The organism is Marinobacterium aestuariivivens (assembly GCF_042661465.1).
Classification (GTDB): Bacteria; Pseudomonadota; Gammaproteobacteria; order Pseudomonadales; family Balneatricaceae; genus Marinobacterium_A; species Marinobacterium_A aestuariivivens.
Window position 1 is genome coordinate 693,380 of sequence record NZ_JBHSWE010000001.1, and the last position, 14,385, is coordinate 707,764.

9 protein-coding genes and 2 pseudogenes are annotated in these 14,385 nt (G+C 65.9%); 2 read left to right on the forward strand and 9 right to left on the reverse strand.

Translation table 11 applies throughout. The features are described from left to right. Window positions 1-53 precede the first annotated feature (53 nt). The 3 genes from ACFQDL_RS03575 to ACFQDL_RS03585 are packed head-to-tail and all read right to left on the reverse strand — an operon-like array spanning window position 54 to window position 4,299. A complete protein-coding gene (locus ACFQDL_RS03575) occupies window positions 54-1,292 on the reverse strand; it encodes an efflux RND transporter permease subunit (protein ID WP_379907851.1) in 1,239 nt (412 codons plus the stop codon). Next, on the reverse strand, window positions 1,253-3,151 hold the full coding sequence (locus ACFQDL_RS03580) for an efflux RND transporter permease subunit (protein WP_379907852.1): 1,899 nt from the start codon (window positions 3,149-3,151) through the stop codon (window positions 1,253-1,255). The genes ACFQDL_RS03575 and ACFQDL_RS03580 overlap by 40 nt, the downstream gene beginning before the upstream one ends. Then, the gene (locus ACFQDL_RS03585; protein ID WP_379907853.1) at window positions 3,148-4,299 is read right to left on the reverse strand and encodes an efflux RND transporter periplasmic adaptor subunit; all 1,152 of its coding nucleotides are present in this window, start codon (window positions 4,297-4,299) and stop codon (window positions 3,148-3,150) included. Before ACFQDL_RS03585 ends, ACFQDL_RS03580 begins: the two co-directional genes overlap by 4 nt. Window positions 4,300-4,405: 106 nt before the next feature. Here ACFQDL_RS03585 and ACFQDL_RS03590 point away from each other — a divergent pair. Then, window positions 4,406-5,046, forward strand: a pseudogene (locus tag ACFQDL_RS03590) (TetR/AcrR family transcriptional regulator). Between the two features lie 34 nt (window positions 5,047-5,080). Then, the gene (locus ACFQDL_RS03595; protein ID WP_379907854.1) at window positions 5,081-6,430 is read left to right on the forward strand and encodes an MBL fold metallo-hydrolase; all 1,350 of its coding nucleotides are present in this window, start codon (window positions 5,081-5,083) and stop codon (window positions 6,428-6,430) included. Window positions 6,431-6,436: 6 nt separating this feature from the next. Here the strand turns inward: ACFQDL_RS03595 and xylB are convergent, their stop codons facing one another. The 6 genes and pseudogenes from xylB to ACFQDL_RS03625 form a co-directional block, all read right to left on the reverse strand. Then, the gene (gene xylB / locus ACFQDL_RS03600; protein WP_379907855.1) at window positions 6,437-7,930 is read right to left on the reverse strand and encodes a xylulokinase; all 1,494 of its coding nucleotides are present in this window, start codon (window positions 7,928-7,930) and stop codon (window positions 6,437-6,439) included. Between the two features lie 2 nt (window positions 7,931-7,932). Beyond that, window positions 7,933-9,971: pseudogene (gene tkt, locus ACFQDL_RS03605) on the reverse strand (transketolase). Continuing rightward, window positions 9,968-10,936 carry a transaldolase gene (gene tal / locus ACFQDL_RS03610; RefSeq protein WP_379907856.1) on the reverse strand — a complete coding sequence of 323 codons (969 nt, stop codon included), beginning with the start codon at window positions 10,934-10,936 and terminating at the stop codon, window positions 9,968-9,970. Before tal ends, tkt begins: the two are co-directional and overlap by 4 nt. An 11-nt stretch (window positions 10,937-10,947) precedes the next feature. After that, complete coding sequence (locus ACFQDL_RS03615; protein ID WP_379907857.1) at window positions 10,948-11,610, reverse strand: HAD family hydrolase; 663 nt, start codon at window positions 11,608-11,610, stop codon at window positions 10,948-10,950. Beyond that, on the reverse strand, window positions 11,610-13,091 hold the full coding sequence (locus ACFQDL_RS03620) for a mannitol dehydrogenase family protein (RefSeq protein WP_379907858.1): 1,482 nt from the start codon (window positions 13,089-13,091) through the stop codon (window positions 11,610-11,612). The genes ACFQDL_RS03615 and ACFQDL_RS03620 overlap by 1 nt, the downstream gene beginning before the upstream one ends. Window positions 13,092-13,287: 196 nt before the next feature. Next, window positions 13,288-14,352 (reverse strand): ABC transporter ATP-binding protein, encoded by a 1,065-nt coding sequence (locus ACFQDL_RS03625; protein ID WP_379912845.1) that lies wholly within the window; start codon window positions 14,350-14,352, stop codon window positions 13,288-13,290. Window positions 14,353-14,385 lie beyond the last annotated feature (33 nt).

A 14,385-nucleotide genomic window follows, 5' to 3' on the forward strand; every position in this document is an offset into this window, starting at 1 on the left:
ACCGTTTCCGGCGAAGCGCCGGTCCCCGGAACCCGATCAGCCGGACCTGGATATCAGGCGGCCCGGAGCTGCGTCACCTCGAAATCGCTGCCGCTTACCTCGAAGGCGCAGCGCCGACTCAGCAGCAAGAACGCTGCCGGGACGAAATAGAACGACAGCAAAGTGGTCAGGACGGTGCCTCCGGCTATCACGATAGCGAAGGGCGGCCAGAAGCCGCCACCGGCCAGGATCAGCGGCAGAAAGCCGCCCACCGTGGTGATGGTGGTCGAAGTGATGTGGCGCGAACAGCCTCGCACTGCGGCGACGATGGCGGCGCGGTCGCCGCGCGCCGCCGCCGGATCCGCCTTCAGTTCGGCCAGGATCACGATCGCCGCGTTGATCGCCAGTCCCATCAGACCCAACAGGCCGATAATGCCGGTAAAGCCGAACGCATAGTCGAACAGCCGGATGCTCAGCAGCCCGAGGCCCGCCGACTGGACGGCGGTCACCAGGATCAGTGCGCTGAGACGGAAGGAGTTAAACGACAGCACCAGCACGGTCACCAATAGCGAGACGATCAACCCGATGCTGGCCAGCAGATTGCCGACAGCATCGTTGCGGCCCGCCGATTCGCCGCCGAACTCCATCCGGTAGCCCATTGGCAGGCTGAAGCCGGCCGCGTCCAACCGGCTGCGGTAGTCGGCCAGCACCGTCGACGGCAGCACGCCGGCACGCACATAGCCTTCGATCACGTTGACGCGCTGGCCATCCCGTCGCGGTATCGCGCCCCGGCTGGGCCTGAGTTCCAGGTCTGCCAGCGCCGACAACGGCACGGCGTCGTCCGAGCGCGGCGAAACCAGGCTCAGGCTGGCAAGGTCCTGCAGCTCCTGCCGTCCCTCGCCGGCAACGCGCACCCGGACCGGGATGGACTCGGTGGCTTCCAGCACCGTGCCGCCGGTCACGCCATGGAGCGCCCCTTGCAGCTGCGCCGCCATTTCGGTCAGGCTCAGGCCGCTGAGCCGGCCCGCTTCCTCGTCGACATCGAGCCAGAGCTTGGGCGTGCCCGGCTGCAGAGTCGCACGGCTGTGAATCACGTAGTCGGTGTTGGTCAGGATACGCCGTGCCTCCTGCCCCAGCGTTTGTAGCCTGTCCAGGTTGGGCCCGTACAGCCTCAGTTCGATCGGCGCCTGGAACGGCGGCCCCTGTTCCAGCTTGCGCACCAGCACCTGCGCCCCGGGCAGGCGTTCGTCGAACTCGCGCTGTAAGCGGGGAATCAGGCGGTTGGCGGTACGGGCGTCGGTTGCGCTGACCATCGCCTGGGCATAGTTCGGCGTCCCCTGCCGCCCCCCAGCAGGTTGTAATAGAAGGAGGGCGCGCTGTTTCCGATGAACCATTGTACCCGCTGGATGCCGTCGGCCCGCTGCAGCAGGGTGCTGACGCGTTCGGCGGTGGCGCGGGTTTCCACCAGGCTGGTCTGCGCCGGCAGGTACAGCTCAATCTGGAACATGTCGCGGTCCGACGGCGGGAAGAACTGCTCCCGCAGCTGGCCGGCGCCGAAAAAGCCGGCCAGCGGCAGCAGGCAAAGCATCGCCAGCGTTAACCAGGGCCAGCGCAGTGCGCCCTCCAGCGAACGGCGGAAACGGGTCGCCAGGTTCAGCGGCCGGATGCCGGTGCGGTACCAGCGTTCCCGGCCCGGGTCTGGGCGGATAAAGCGTCCCGCCAGCGCCGCCAGCAGGCTGTGGGCGATCAACCAGGAGCCGATCAGCGAAAAGATAACGCTCAGCGCGATGCCGCCGACAAACTCGCCCGCCGGTCCCGGCATCAACACGATCGGCATGAACGCCAGTATGGTGGTCAGGGTCGAGCCGAGCAGCGGCAGCCAGAGGTGCCGGATCGATCCGGACACCGCCGCCAGCGCCGCCTCGCCCCGCTGTCGGCGCTGCTGAATGCTGTCGACCATGACAATGGCGTTGTCCACCATGATGCCCAGTGCCACCACCAGCCCGGTAACCGACATCTGGTGGATCGGCAGGCCGTAAACTTTCATCAGCGCCAGGGTGAAGAGCACCGTCAGCGGTAGCGCCAGCGAGACGATCAGTGCCGAGCGCCAGCCCAGGGTCACCAGCAACACCAGCGCGATCAGGCAGAAGCCGATCAGGATGTTTTCGACCAGCTCGCCAAGGCGTCGCTCGGTATAGCGATTCTGGTCGAACAGGATCTCGGCCTCGACTTCCGCCGGCAACTGCGCCGCGACTTCGGCCAGGCCGGCGCGCAGGCCCTGGCTCCAGCGGTCGATGCGCAGGTCCGGCAGCATGCGTACCGCGACCACCACGGCGGGACGGCCATCGACCAGTGCCAGTTCATCCGCCGGAGTTTTCAGGGAGCGCTGCACCCCGGCGAGGTCACCGACGCGCATCAGGTAGCCCCGCGCATCGCTGGCCAGCGGTACGGCGCGGATCCGGTCCAGGGAATCCAGCGCCCCGGTCAGCTCCACCTGCAGCTGGTTGAGGTCGTTGTGCAGCTCGCCGGCGGGCACCTTGGCGTCCGCCTGGGCGATTCGTCCGGCAATTGCGGCCGGCGTCAGCTGCAGGCTGCTACTCAGCTGTGGGTCGATCTCGACCAGGATCTCCTCGTACTGTTCGCCAAAGAGTTCGACGAAGTCGGTGCCCGGCAGCCCGCGCATGCGGTCCCGCAACAGCTCGCCGTAGCGCCCCAACACCGCCAGATCCGGATCACCCTCGCCGCGCCATGTCAACGCGATCAGGCTGGTGAAAGCGTAGCCGCGGTTGTCGTCCAGTTCCGGCTTGCCGGCCCCGGCGGGCAGTTCGGCTTCGACGTCTCCGAGCAGGTCACGGGCACGGGACCAGACCGGTATCGTATCGGTCACCTGATCCTTGAGCTCCAGCCGGACAATCGAGATGCCCGGGCGCGATGTCGAGCTCAGGTGCTCGATCTCCGGCAGCTCGCGCAGGCGGTTTTCGATCTTCTCGGACAGCAGCGCCTCGACGCGTTCGGCACTGGCGCCGGGCAGCGCGGTGATGACCATCGCGACCCGGTTGAGAATGCGCGGATCTTCGGTGCGCGGCAGCGTCGCCAGCGCGCCCAGCCCGGCCACCAGCAGGATGGCGATACAGAGCGTCAGCAGACGCCCGTTCTGCAGCCAACGGCTCATGGCGTGGTTCCCGCCAGCCGTTCGTCCGCCGCCAGCCGGACCATCTGCCCCGGCACCAGCCGTTGCAGACCGGCCGTAAGCACACGCTCGCCCTCCTGCAGCGTGCCACTGACGTAAGCTCGCTCGGCCGTGGCGTGCAGTACCTGTACGTTGCGACTCTGCAGCGCATAGAGCTGGCCGTCACCGGTCGGCTCAAGGGTGTAAAGGTTCCAGAGCCCGCGGGGCGCATCGGTCAGCGCGGTCAACGGTACCCAGAAGCCCGGCGTCCTGTAATGCTGCTCCAGCGACAGCCAGGCACGCTGGCCGTTGACCAGGCCGGTATTGCGGGGCAGTTCGAAGCGCAACTGCACGGTTCGGGTGACCGGATCGACATCGGCGCCGGCGGTCAGCAAACGTGCCCGATATTGCCTGTCGCCGACGCGCAGATCACGGGATACCTTCGCTGCGATCTGGTCGACCAGTTCGACCGGCACGCCGACCCGGACTTCCGGGGCCCACTGCTGCAGCAACGTCAACACCGGCGCACCAGCGCCGACCACTTCACCCTCGTCCACCCGCCGTTCGCTGACCACCGCATCGAAGGGTGCCCGCAAAGCGGATTTTTCAATGCGCAGGCGATTGGCGGCGATGGCGGCCTCGACGTTGCGCCGTTTCGCCTGCAGGCCCAGTTGCCGGGCCTGCAACTCGTCGAGCGTCTGATCCGACGCGTAGCCGCGGTTCTGCAGTGCGTGCTGGCGCTTGAGGCTGGCGCGGATCAGGGCAAGTTCCGCATCGACCTGCTCATGCTGCGCCTGCAACTGCCGGCCTTCCACCTCGAGCAGTTCGATGTTCTGCTGCGCCAGCAATTGGCCGTGCGCAACCTTGTCGCCCTCGTTGACGAGAATCCGGGCAACCTTGCCATGCTGTTCGAAACCGACACTGGCATTCTGCCGCATCTGCACTTTGCCGACAAAAGTCCGCGGGACGCTGTAACCGGTCTGGTACTGCAGCAGCACGCTTTGTGCCGGATGATACCGGGGACCCGCGGCGTCGGTGGCAGCGCTGTCACTGCAGCCGCCGAGCATCGCCAATGCCCCGGAGAGGACCAGGATAAATGCCGGCCCACCCGCATTTTTCAGAAGCCGGAAAAGCAACCGCTGCCTGTTCATGCTACATTCGCCCCAGGTGAAGGAACTTAAACTGGACCGTCCAGTCCATTAACTTGGCAGTCTAGTAACATCAAACTGGACTGTCCAGTATGATAATTGGTGATCGATGAACAACAGCAGAAGCAAGAGCGAAGAAAAGGGTTTTCAGATCCTGGACGCGGCGGTGGAACTCTTTACAGAACAGGGATTTGCCAGCACCAGCATGGACCAGATCGCGAAACGCGCCGGGGTATCGAAGCAGACCGTCTACAGCCACTACGGCAGCAAGGAGGAGTTGTTCGTCGCGGCGATCGGTTGCAAATGCATCGCCCACCAGCTGACGCCCGAGCTGTTCGATCCGTCTTCAGATCCCCGAAGCCAGCTGCTGAGCGTCGCCCGGCAATTCGCCGACCTGATGATGTCCCGCGAATCGGTTCAGGTCGCCCGTACCTGCATCAGCGAAGCCGAGACCTACCCGCAGCTGTCACAACTGTTCTACGAAGCCGGCCCCGAACGTGTCATCGGCCTGCTGACAGCGCTGCTCGAACGGTTCAACCGCAGCGGCCGACTGTGCATACCCGAACCCGCTTCGCGGCCGTGCAGTTTCTCAAGATGGTGCAGGGCGAACAACGCATGCGCCTGGAATTCAATGTCGGCGGATTGATGGCCGACGACGAGTACCAACGCTACCTGACGCTGTGCGTCGATATGTTCCTGCGCGCCTACGCCCCTGTCGACAACGACGCTGCAACTCCTACACTGAGGTAGTAGGGAGCATAAAGGCACGGCCGGCGAGGCGCGAATGGCAGACGATTTCTATCTCAGGTTCTGGGGCGTGCGGGGATCCTGCCCCTGCCCGGGGCCCGACACCCTGACCTATGGCGGCAACACCTCCTGTATCGAGGTGCGGGCTGGCGACCATATGCTGATACTGGATGCCGGTACCGGGCTGCAGCCGCTCGGCGAAAGCCTGCGCGCCCGGGATGGGATCGAGGCCGACATCCTGCTGAGCCATATTCACTACGATCATATTCTCGGCCTGCCGTTCTTCAGGCCTGCCTATCATCCGCAAAGTCACCTGCGGATCTGGGCCGGGGACTGCAACGGCGGTATCGCAGTGGCGATGCACCGTTTCGTCCAGCCGCCCTTTTTCCCGGTACCGCTGCAACAGATGTCGGCGCGTTTCAGCTTTCGTGATTTCAGTGCCGGCGACGAGCTGAAACTGGCACCGGAGATCCGGGTGCGTACCGTGGCCCTGAATCATCCGGATGGCGCCACCGGCTATCGCATCGACTACGACGGCCGCTCGATCTGCTATATCACCGATACCGAGCATCCGGACCAGGGCTACGACCGCGACATCGCGGACCTGGTCCGGGATGCCGATATTGTTGTCTACGACGCCACCTACAATGACGAAGACTATCCGGCCCATGTCGGCTGGGGGCATTCGACCTGGGAGGCAGGCCTGGCGCTCTGCGAACAGGCCAATGCCCGTATTCTGGTGGTCTTTCACCATGCGCCCGAGCGCACCGATGCCGAACTCGCGGTTCTCGATCAGGAGCTGGACCGCAGGCGTCCGGGATCCCTGGTCGCCCGGGAAGGCATGGTGCTGAACCCTGAAGCCCCCGACGCGAAAGTTCTGAACGCAGGAGACGCCATGTCAGACGCAAGACTGAAGCTGCTGCAACAGATGCCGATCTTCGGAGGCATCACCGACGACGTACTGGCCTTTCTGCTTGCACGCAGCCGGATCCTGACCTGCAATGCCGGCGACTACTTTTTCAACGAGGGCGACCCCGCGGGGGAACTCTACGTGCTGGAGAAGGGCCGCGTGGAGATCCTGAGAAACTGGCAGGAACAGGAATACCGCATCAGCACCATGGCCCAGGGCGACTGCTTCGGCGAGATGGCGCTGATCGACTTTTGCCCCCGCAGTGCCAGCGTGCGCGCCCTCGAGGACTGCAGCGCCATCGAACTGTCGGCCTCGGCCCTGCACGAGCTGTACGAAAAGGACCCCGGTCAGTTCACCATGATCTACATGAACCTGGCCCGCGAACTGAGCCGCCGGCTGCGCGAGGTCAACGACCTGTTGTTCCAGGCCACCATCCAGGTGCGCCGGCACGAGAACGACTGCATCCATCCCACCTGAACGGCATCAGGCCCCCGGATGCAGGGCCGACAGCTGCTGCCGGTAGCGAGCGTAGCTGTCACCGTAGGCGGCGACCGCCGCTGCATCCGGCTCCACCGCGCAGCTATCGTCCAGCGCGACGTAGCGCTCGCAGAGCGCATCCAGCGCGAGTGGTGTCCCCTTTTCATGGCTTTCGCACCAAACCGCCTGCAGGGCGCCACCGAGCGCCGCCGCCTCGCCGATGGTCGGGCACAGGACGCGGGTATCCATGATATCGGCGACCATCTGACGCCAGAACGGACTCCTGGCGCCGCCGCCGATCAGGCGCAGCTCGCGCGTCGCGATGCCCGAGTCGCGCAGCAGGTCCAGCCCGTAGCGCAGGCCGAAGGTGGTGCCCTCCAGCACCGCACGACAGAGGTTGGCGGCGTTGAGGTTCTGCATGTTCAGTCCCAGCAGGCTGCCGGTTGCCCCGGGTAGCGCCGGTACCCGTTCGCCGCTGAGAAACGGCAGCATGGTGACGCCGTCGCAGCCGATTGGCGCCCGGGCCGCCTCGGCGTTGAACTGCACCAGATCCAGGCCGAACATCTCCCGCACCGCATTGGCGGTGCCGGTCAGGTTCATGGTGCAGATCAGCGGCAGCCAGCCATTGCTCGACGAGCAGAACGGCGCCACGAGCGCCCGCTGCTGCTGCGGCGCCCGTTCCGAAAAGGCGTAGAGCGTGCCCGAGGTGCCGAGACTCAGAGTGACGACGCCACCACGAATATTGCCCGTACCGATGGCGCCCATCATGTTGTCACCCCCACCGCTGGCAACCAAAACGTCGTCACCCAGCCCCAGCTCTCGTCCCACATCGGGGCGCACCCGGCCGACCGGCTGCTGCGCCTCCAGCAGCGGCGGCAGGGCGCGCTCGAGACGGCCGGACGGCTCGATCAGCCCCAGCACCTCGGGTGCCCAGCGCCGTGTGCGGATATCGAAATAGCCGGTGCCCGAAGCGTCTCCGTATTCGGCGGCGATCTCGCCGCTGAGCCAGTAATTGAGATAATCGTGGGGCAGCAGGAGATGGGCGATGCGGTCGAAGTTCTCCGGCTCCTGTGTTTTGAGCCAGAGCAGTTTCGACAGCGTGTAGCCGGTGGCGGGCACCAGCCCGAGCTGTTCCATCGACCCCTGTTCGCCGCCGAGGCGATGCAAAAGCTCGGCGTTCTGCGGCGCCGTTTCGGTATCGCACCAGAGCTTGGCCGGCCGGATCACCTCACCCCGCGCGTCCAGCGCCACCAGCCCGTGCTGCTGGCCGGACACTCCGATTGCCCGGATCGCGCGGCTGTCGATATCGGCACGCTCCAGTGCATCGCGGTAGGCCCGCCGGAATGCATCGACCCACCATCGCGGCTCCTGCTCGCGCAGCCCGGAGGCTTCGCTGATCAGCGCGTGGGCCGCATAGCCCTCGCCCCGTAGGCCGCCCTTTTCCGGATCCAGGATCACCACCTTGGTGCCCTGGGTCCCGCAATCCACGCCCAGATACATACTCAGGCCCTCCCGTCCAATCGTGCCAGTACCGCCCGCGCCTCGGCCTCGACCTGCTCGGCGGTGAAGCCGAAATGTTCGAACAGGTCCGCGGCCGGTGCCGATTCACCGAAGGTTTCCATGCCGATCACCACGCCGTCGAGACCCACCCAGCGATACCAGCCGTCCGGCTGCGCCATTTCGATCGCCACCCGTGCGCGAACCGCCGGCGGCAGCACGGCGTCACGGTAGGCCGGTTCCTGTTTGGCGAAGCGCTCGACGCAGGGCAACGACAGTACCCGGACCGCCAGCCCCCTGTCCGTCAGCCGGTCGGCCGCCGCCAGCGCCAGCGCCACTTCGGAACCGGTGGCCAGCAGGACCAGCTGCGGGGTGCCGCTGCAGTCGCGCAGGATATAGCCGCCGCGGGCGATGTCGTTCAGCTGCGTCCCATCGCGCGCCTGCGCCGGCAGATTCTGTCGCGACAGCACCAGCGCGCTGGGGCCGTCGGTGCGCTCGAGCGCGGCACACCAGGCGGCTGCGGTTTCGGTTTCATCGCAGGGACGCCAGCACTCCATATTCGGCGTCTGCCGCAGGCTGGCGAGCTGCTCGATGGGCTGATGGGTCGGGCCGTCCTCGCCGAGACCGATGGAATCGTGGGTATAGACGAAGATATTGCGGATCCCCATCAGCGCGGCCATGCGTACGGCATTGCGGGCGTACTCCATGAACATCAGGAAGGTGCCGCCGTACGGGATGAAGCCGCCATGCAGCGCCAGGCCGTTCATGATGGCGCTCATGCCGAATTCGCGCACGCCGTAATGGATATAGTTGCCGTCTGCGGCCTCGGCCGAAACGGCTTTCGAGCCGGACCACTGCGTCAGGTTGGACGGCGCCAGGTCCGCCGAGCCACCGAGCAGCTCCGGCAAGGCCGGCCCCGGGCTTCCAGCACCTCCTGCGAACTCTTGCGGCTCGCCAGGGTGCGGCCTTGCTGCTGGCAGCGCTGCAACAGCTCCAGACTCAATGCCTTCCAGTTCGGCGGCAGTTCGCCGGCCTGGCGACGTTCGAACTCGGCAGCCAGCGCCGGATGCGCGGCGCGATAAGCCTCGAATCGATGCCGCCAGTCCAGCTCCAGTGCGGCGCCGGCATCCTGGGCATCCCAGGCCCTGCGGATATCGTCGGGTACCTCGAAGGGTGCATGGGGCCAGTCGAGCGCGTCACGGGTCGCGGCGATCTCGTCGTCGCCCAGAGGGGCACCGTGGCAGTCGTGCGTACCGGCCTTGTTTGGCGAGCCGAAGCCGATGGTGGTCCTGCAGCAGATCAGGCTCGGCCGCTGCGTCTCGGCCTTCGCATCGCGGATAGCCCCATCGATGTCGACAACGTCGTGGCCGTCGACCGCCTCGATCACCTGCCAGCCGTAAGCGCGGAAGCGCGCCGGCGTGTCGTCGTTGAACCAGCCCTCGACCTCGCCGTCGATGGAGATGCCGTTGTCGTCGTAGATTACGATCAGCTTGCCCAGTCCCAGGGTGCCGGCCAGCGAGCAGACCTCGTGGGATATCCCCTCCATCAGGCAACCGTCGCCGACGAAGGCGTAGGTGTGGTGATCGACGATGGCATGGCCCGGCCGGTTGAACTGCGCCGCCAGCGTTCGTTCGGCCAGCGCCAGTCCGACGGCATTGGCGAGCCCCTGCCCCAGCGGGCCGGTGGTGGTCTCGACGCCGGGGGCATAGCCGTATTCCGGGTGGCCCGGGGTCTTCGAGTGCAACTGTCGGAAGCGCCTGAGCTCATCGAGCGGCAGGTCGTAGCCGCTCAGGTGCAGCAGGCTGTAGAGCAGCATCGAGCCGTGGCCGTTGGACAGCACGAAGCGGTCGCGGTCGGGCCAGTCCGGATTGACCGGACTGTGGCGCAGATGGTCGCGCCAGAGCACCTCGGCAATATCGGCCATCCCCATCGGCGCGCCGGGGTGGCCCGAGTTGGCCTGCTGCACGGCGTCCATGCTCAGGGCGCGGACGGCGTTGGCCAGGGTACGGCGGCTCAGTTCGCTGTGAGCGGCGGGGGCGTTCATGCGGCACCTCCTGCCAGGCGCTCGCGCAGCAGCGCTTCGAGCTTCAGCTGATCGGCCTCGAAGCCGCGGATGCCCTCGGCGAGCTTCTCGGTCGCCATGGCGTCCTCGTTGAGCTGCCAACGGAATTCGGCTTCGCCGATTGGCGCCGGGCGCCCGGCACGCTCCCCACTGTCGGCCAGCACCCGCTCGACGGAGCCTTCGGTGTGGGCCAATTCCTCGAGCAGTGCCGGACTGATGGTCAGGCGGTCGCAGCCTGCCAGTGCCAGGATCTCGCCGCTGTTGCGGAAACTTGCCCCCATCACCACGGTGGGATAGCCGTGACGGCGGAAATAGCGGTAGATCTCCCGTACCTGCAGCACGCCCGGTTCTTCGTCGGGTGCGTAATCCGTGTCGGGGTTGGCCTTGCGGTACCAGTCGAGGATGCGTCCGACGAACGGCGAGATCAGGAAGGCGCCGGCCTCGGCACAGGCGCGGGCCTGGGCAAAGCTGAAGATCAGCGTCAGATTGCACTCGATGCCCTCGCGCTCCAGCACCTCGGCGGCACGGATACCCTCCCAGGTGGACGCGAGCTTGATCAGGATGCGGTCGCGGTCGATACCGGCCTCTTCGTACAGTGCCACCAGCCGGCGCGCCCTGGCGATGCTGGCCTTGGTGTCGAACGACAAGCGGGCATTGACCTCGGTCGAGACCCGGCCCGGGACATGATTGAGGATCAGGCAGCCCATCGCCACCACCAGGCGGTCGCAGGCCTCGTCGATGGCTTCGTCGAGGCTGCCGTTATGGTCGCGGGCGACGGCGACGATGTCGTCGAGCAGCGCATCGTACTGCCCGGACTGCACCGCTTTCAGAATCAGCGACGGGTTGGTGGTGGCATCCTGGGGCGCGAAGCGCCGGATCGCCTCGAGGTCGCCGGTATCGGCGACCACCGTGCTCAGTTGCTTGAGTTGTTCCAGCAGGTTGGACATGGTGACTCCTGTTATTCTGTTGTTTGTGCCGTCCCGGCAGTCTGCAGTTCGCTCAGGCTCTGGTGCAGGCTGCGATGGATATGGTCGGCGATACTGAACTTCTGGGGTGCCGGGTGGGCCGGATCCGGCACTGCGGTCACCGTCATGCCGGCGGCCCGGGCGGCAACCACACCATTGACCGAGTCCTCCCAGACCCGGCACTGCGCAGGCTCGGCGCCAAGACGCCCGGCCGCCAGCTCGAACACGGCCGGATGCGGCTTCGACCTCGGCACCTCGGTACCGGAGGCCAGCACCCGCACCGGCAGCCGGTGTCGCTCGACGACCGCCTCGATAAAGGCAAGTGGCGACGACGAGGCGATCGCCATCGGTACCCCTTCCCCGGCCAGCCAATCGACGAGCGCCCGCGCGCCCGGCATCAGCGGCGCCTCGACGATGGCCCGCTCCATGCGCTGGAGCAACTCGTCGAGCAGCTCATCGGGTTTGACGCCCCGCCCGGGATGACATCGCGCCATCGTCTGGCAAAAATCCCGACTGCTGCGCCCCTGAAAGGCCTGCAACTGGGTGTCGCTCAGGGTCAGGCCGTAGCCTTCCTGCATCACCGCCCGCTGTGTCGCCATCCAGACCGGCTCCGAGTCGATCAGCAGGCCGTCCATATCGAAGATCGCAAACGTCATCAGCCCTCGTCCGCCATGCACCGTTCGAGGGTGGCGCGCACGCCCAGTGTCTGCAGTCGCTCAAGCTGCAGCCGGAAAGCCTCGACGAAGGCCGCCGATTCAGGAATCCTGCGGCCGAACACCTCTTCCATGCCGAGAAAACGCTCGACCTGGTCGTCACCCGGACGGGCCGCCTGCCGTACCAGGTCGCTGCGGGGATCGCCGACCTCGAATGGATTGCCGTTCTGGTCGATCCGCGTCTGGTACTGGCACCAGGCGGCGATTATCAATGCGGTGCGATGCAGTGGCGCGCCCGCCTCGATCTGCCTGAGCAGGGTCGGCAGCACGAACTTCGGCAAACGGGACGAGCCGTCATAACCGATGCGGCTGAGCTGATCGCAGATGGCGGTGTTGGAGAAACGCTGAATCAGGCTGTCCTTGTAGGCCGCAAGGTCGATGCCCGGCGCTTCTTCCAGGTAGGGCGTGACGTCGCTGTCCATGTAGACCCGCACATAGTCGCGCAGTTGCGCGTCCTGCATGGTCTCGTGGGCGTAGCGATGCCCCAGCAGGGCGCCAAGATAGGCGAGCGCCTGATGACCGCCGTTGAGCAGGCCGATCTTCATCTCTTCATAGGGCGTGACGTCATCGGTGAACTGCACGCCGACCTCGTTCCAGTCCGGACGGCCGTTGCAGAATTTGTCCTCCAGCACCCACTGCAGGAAGGGTTCCGCCACCACCGGCCAGGCGTCTTCGATACCGGTTTCGTCCAGCAGCTGCTGGCGATGGGCGGGGCTCGTCATCGGTGTGATGCGGTCCACCATGGCATTCGGGAAGGTGACATTGTCGGCGATCCAGTCCCGCAGCGCCTCGTCCCGCAGGGCGGCAAAGCTCAGCAGCGCATTGCGGGCCACCTCGCCGTTGTGCGGGAGGTTGTCGCAGGACATGACGGTGAAGGGCCGGATACCGGCATCGCGCCGCCGTTTCAGCGCCTCGACCAGGAAGCCAAACACCGTTTTCGGCGACTGCGGGTTCTCCAGATCATGGCGGATCTCCGGCAGCTCGGCCAGGAATTCGCCGGTACTGTCATCGGTGCAGTAGCCGCCCTCGGTAATGGTCAGCGACACGATGCGTATCACCGGATCGGTCAGCCGGGCGAGCAGAGCCTCGGGGCCGTCCGCGGCCAGCACGAAGTCCAGGATGGCACCGACGACCTGAATCCCGGTGTCGTCGCCATCCCCCAGTTCATAGAGGGTATAGAGGTAGTCCTGGGCCGCCAGGGCATCGCGCATCGCTCTGTCCTCGGCGCGCAATCCGACGCCGCAGATGCCCCAGTCGCCCGCTTTGCCTCGGTTCAGCAGTTGCTCGGTATAGACGGCCTGGTGGGCGCGGTGGAAACCGCCGACACCGATGTGCAGTATGCCCGGCGTCACCGCGCTGCGATCATAGGCGGGCTTGAGAATATCGTCACCCAAAAGTGACAGGCTTTCAGCCTTGAGTTTCATCTGTTCGTTACCTTGGGCTGGAATAAAGGAATTGGTAATGGCGTTTAGGTGTGTCTGGGCGCTACCTTTATTCGCTGCGGGGGCGCAGCTCCTACGGCGTTCGGTCGGCCCGTAGGAGCGCCGCCCCGGTGCGAATATCGTTGGCACGGAGGTATGCAGAAACCTCATTCGTTGCGGGGCGCAGCTCCCACTATGGTCAGGCGGCCTGGGCCGGAGCGCCGGGCTTGGGCACCGCCCGGCCCTCTTTGTCGAACAGGTGGCAGTGCGCCAGCTCCGGAGCCAGTCCCACCTGCTCGCCGAAACGGCCGGCGAAATCGCCGCCGGCGCGCACGGTCAGCGTCTCGCCGTTATCCGCCTTGACGTAGCAGTAGGTGTCGGCGCCCAGGTGCTCGGTGACGTCCAGGGTGACCCGGAACGGGCTGGCATCGGCCGCGACCACCTGGATATGCTCGGGCCGCACACCGAGAGTCACCGCATCGCCCGCCTTGAGACCGCTGCCATCCAGCGCCAGCTGATATTCGGGGCCGCAGTCGAGCGCCACGCTGACGCCGGCATGCTCGGCTTTTGCCACCTTTCCTTTCAGGAAGGCCATCTTCGGCGTGCCGATAAAACCGGCGACGAACTGGTTGACCGGATGGTGATAGAGCTCCAGCGGCGAGCCGACCTGCTCGATGCGGCCGCCGTTAAGCACCACCACCTTGTCGGCCAGCGTCATCGCCTCGACCTGGTCGTGGGTGACGTAGATCATCGTGGCGTTCAGTTCGTGGTGCAGCCGCGCCAGCTCCAGGCGCATCTGTACCCGCAGCGCCGCATCGAGGTTCGACAGCGGTTCGTCGAACAGAAAAATCTTGGGATGGCGCACGATGGAGCGGCCGATCGCCACGCGCTGGCGCTGACCGCCGGACAGTGCCTTGGGCTTGCGCTCCAGCAGGTGGCCGAGTTCGAGAATCTTGGCGGCCTCGTTGACCTTGTTGTCGATCTCGGCTCTGCTGACGCCGGCCAGCTCCAGGGCGAACGACATGTTCTTGCGCACCGTCATGTGCGGGTAGAGGGCGTAGGTCTGGAACACCATCGCCAGGTCGCGCTTGGCCGGCGCCACGTCGGTGATGTCACGCTCGTCCAGATGGATACTGCCGCTGGTGACCTCCTCGAGGCCGGCGATCAGGCGCAGCAGCGTCGACTTGCCGCAGCCGGACGGGCCGACGAAGACCACGAACTCGTGGTCCCTGATGTCCAGGTCGATGCCTTTGATGATGTCGATGTCTTCGAAGCTTTTTTCAGGTTGCGAATAGTC

Coding starts and splice junctions, on each gene's coding strand:
- ACFQDL_RS03575 (WP_379907851.1), bottom strand. CDS start 1,292: ATGGTCAGCGCAACCGACGCCCGTACCGCCAACCGCCTGATTCCCCGC.
- ACFQDL_RS03580 (WP_379907852.1), bottom strand. CDS start 3,151: ATGAGCCGTTGGCTGCAGAACGGGCGTCTGCTGACGCTCTGTATCGCC.
- ACFQDL_RS03585 (WP_379907853.1), bottom strand. CDS start 4,299: ATGAACAGGCAGCGGTTGCTTTTCCGGCTTCTGAAAAATGCGGGTGGG.
- ACFQDL_RS03595 (WP_379907854.1), top strand. CDS start 5,081: ATGGCAGACGATTTCTATCTCAGGTTCTGGGGCGTGCGGGGATCCTGC.
- xylB (WP_379907855.1), bottom strand. CDS start 7,930: ATGTATCTGGGCGTGGATTGCGGGACCCAGGGCACCAAGGTGGTGATC.
- tal (WP_379907856.1), bottom strand. CDS start 10,936: ATGTCCAACCTGCTGGAACAACTCAAGCAACTGAGCACGGTGGTCGCC.
- ACFQDL_RS03615 (WP_379907857.1), bottom strand. CDS start 11,610: ATGACGTTTGCGATCTTCGATATGGACGGCCTGCTGATCGACTCGGAG.
- ACFQDL_RS03620 (WP_379907858.1), bottom strand. CDS start 13,091: ATGAAACTCAAGGCTGAAAGCCTGTCACTTTTGGGTGACGATATTCTC.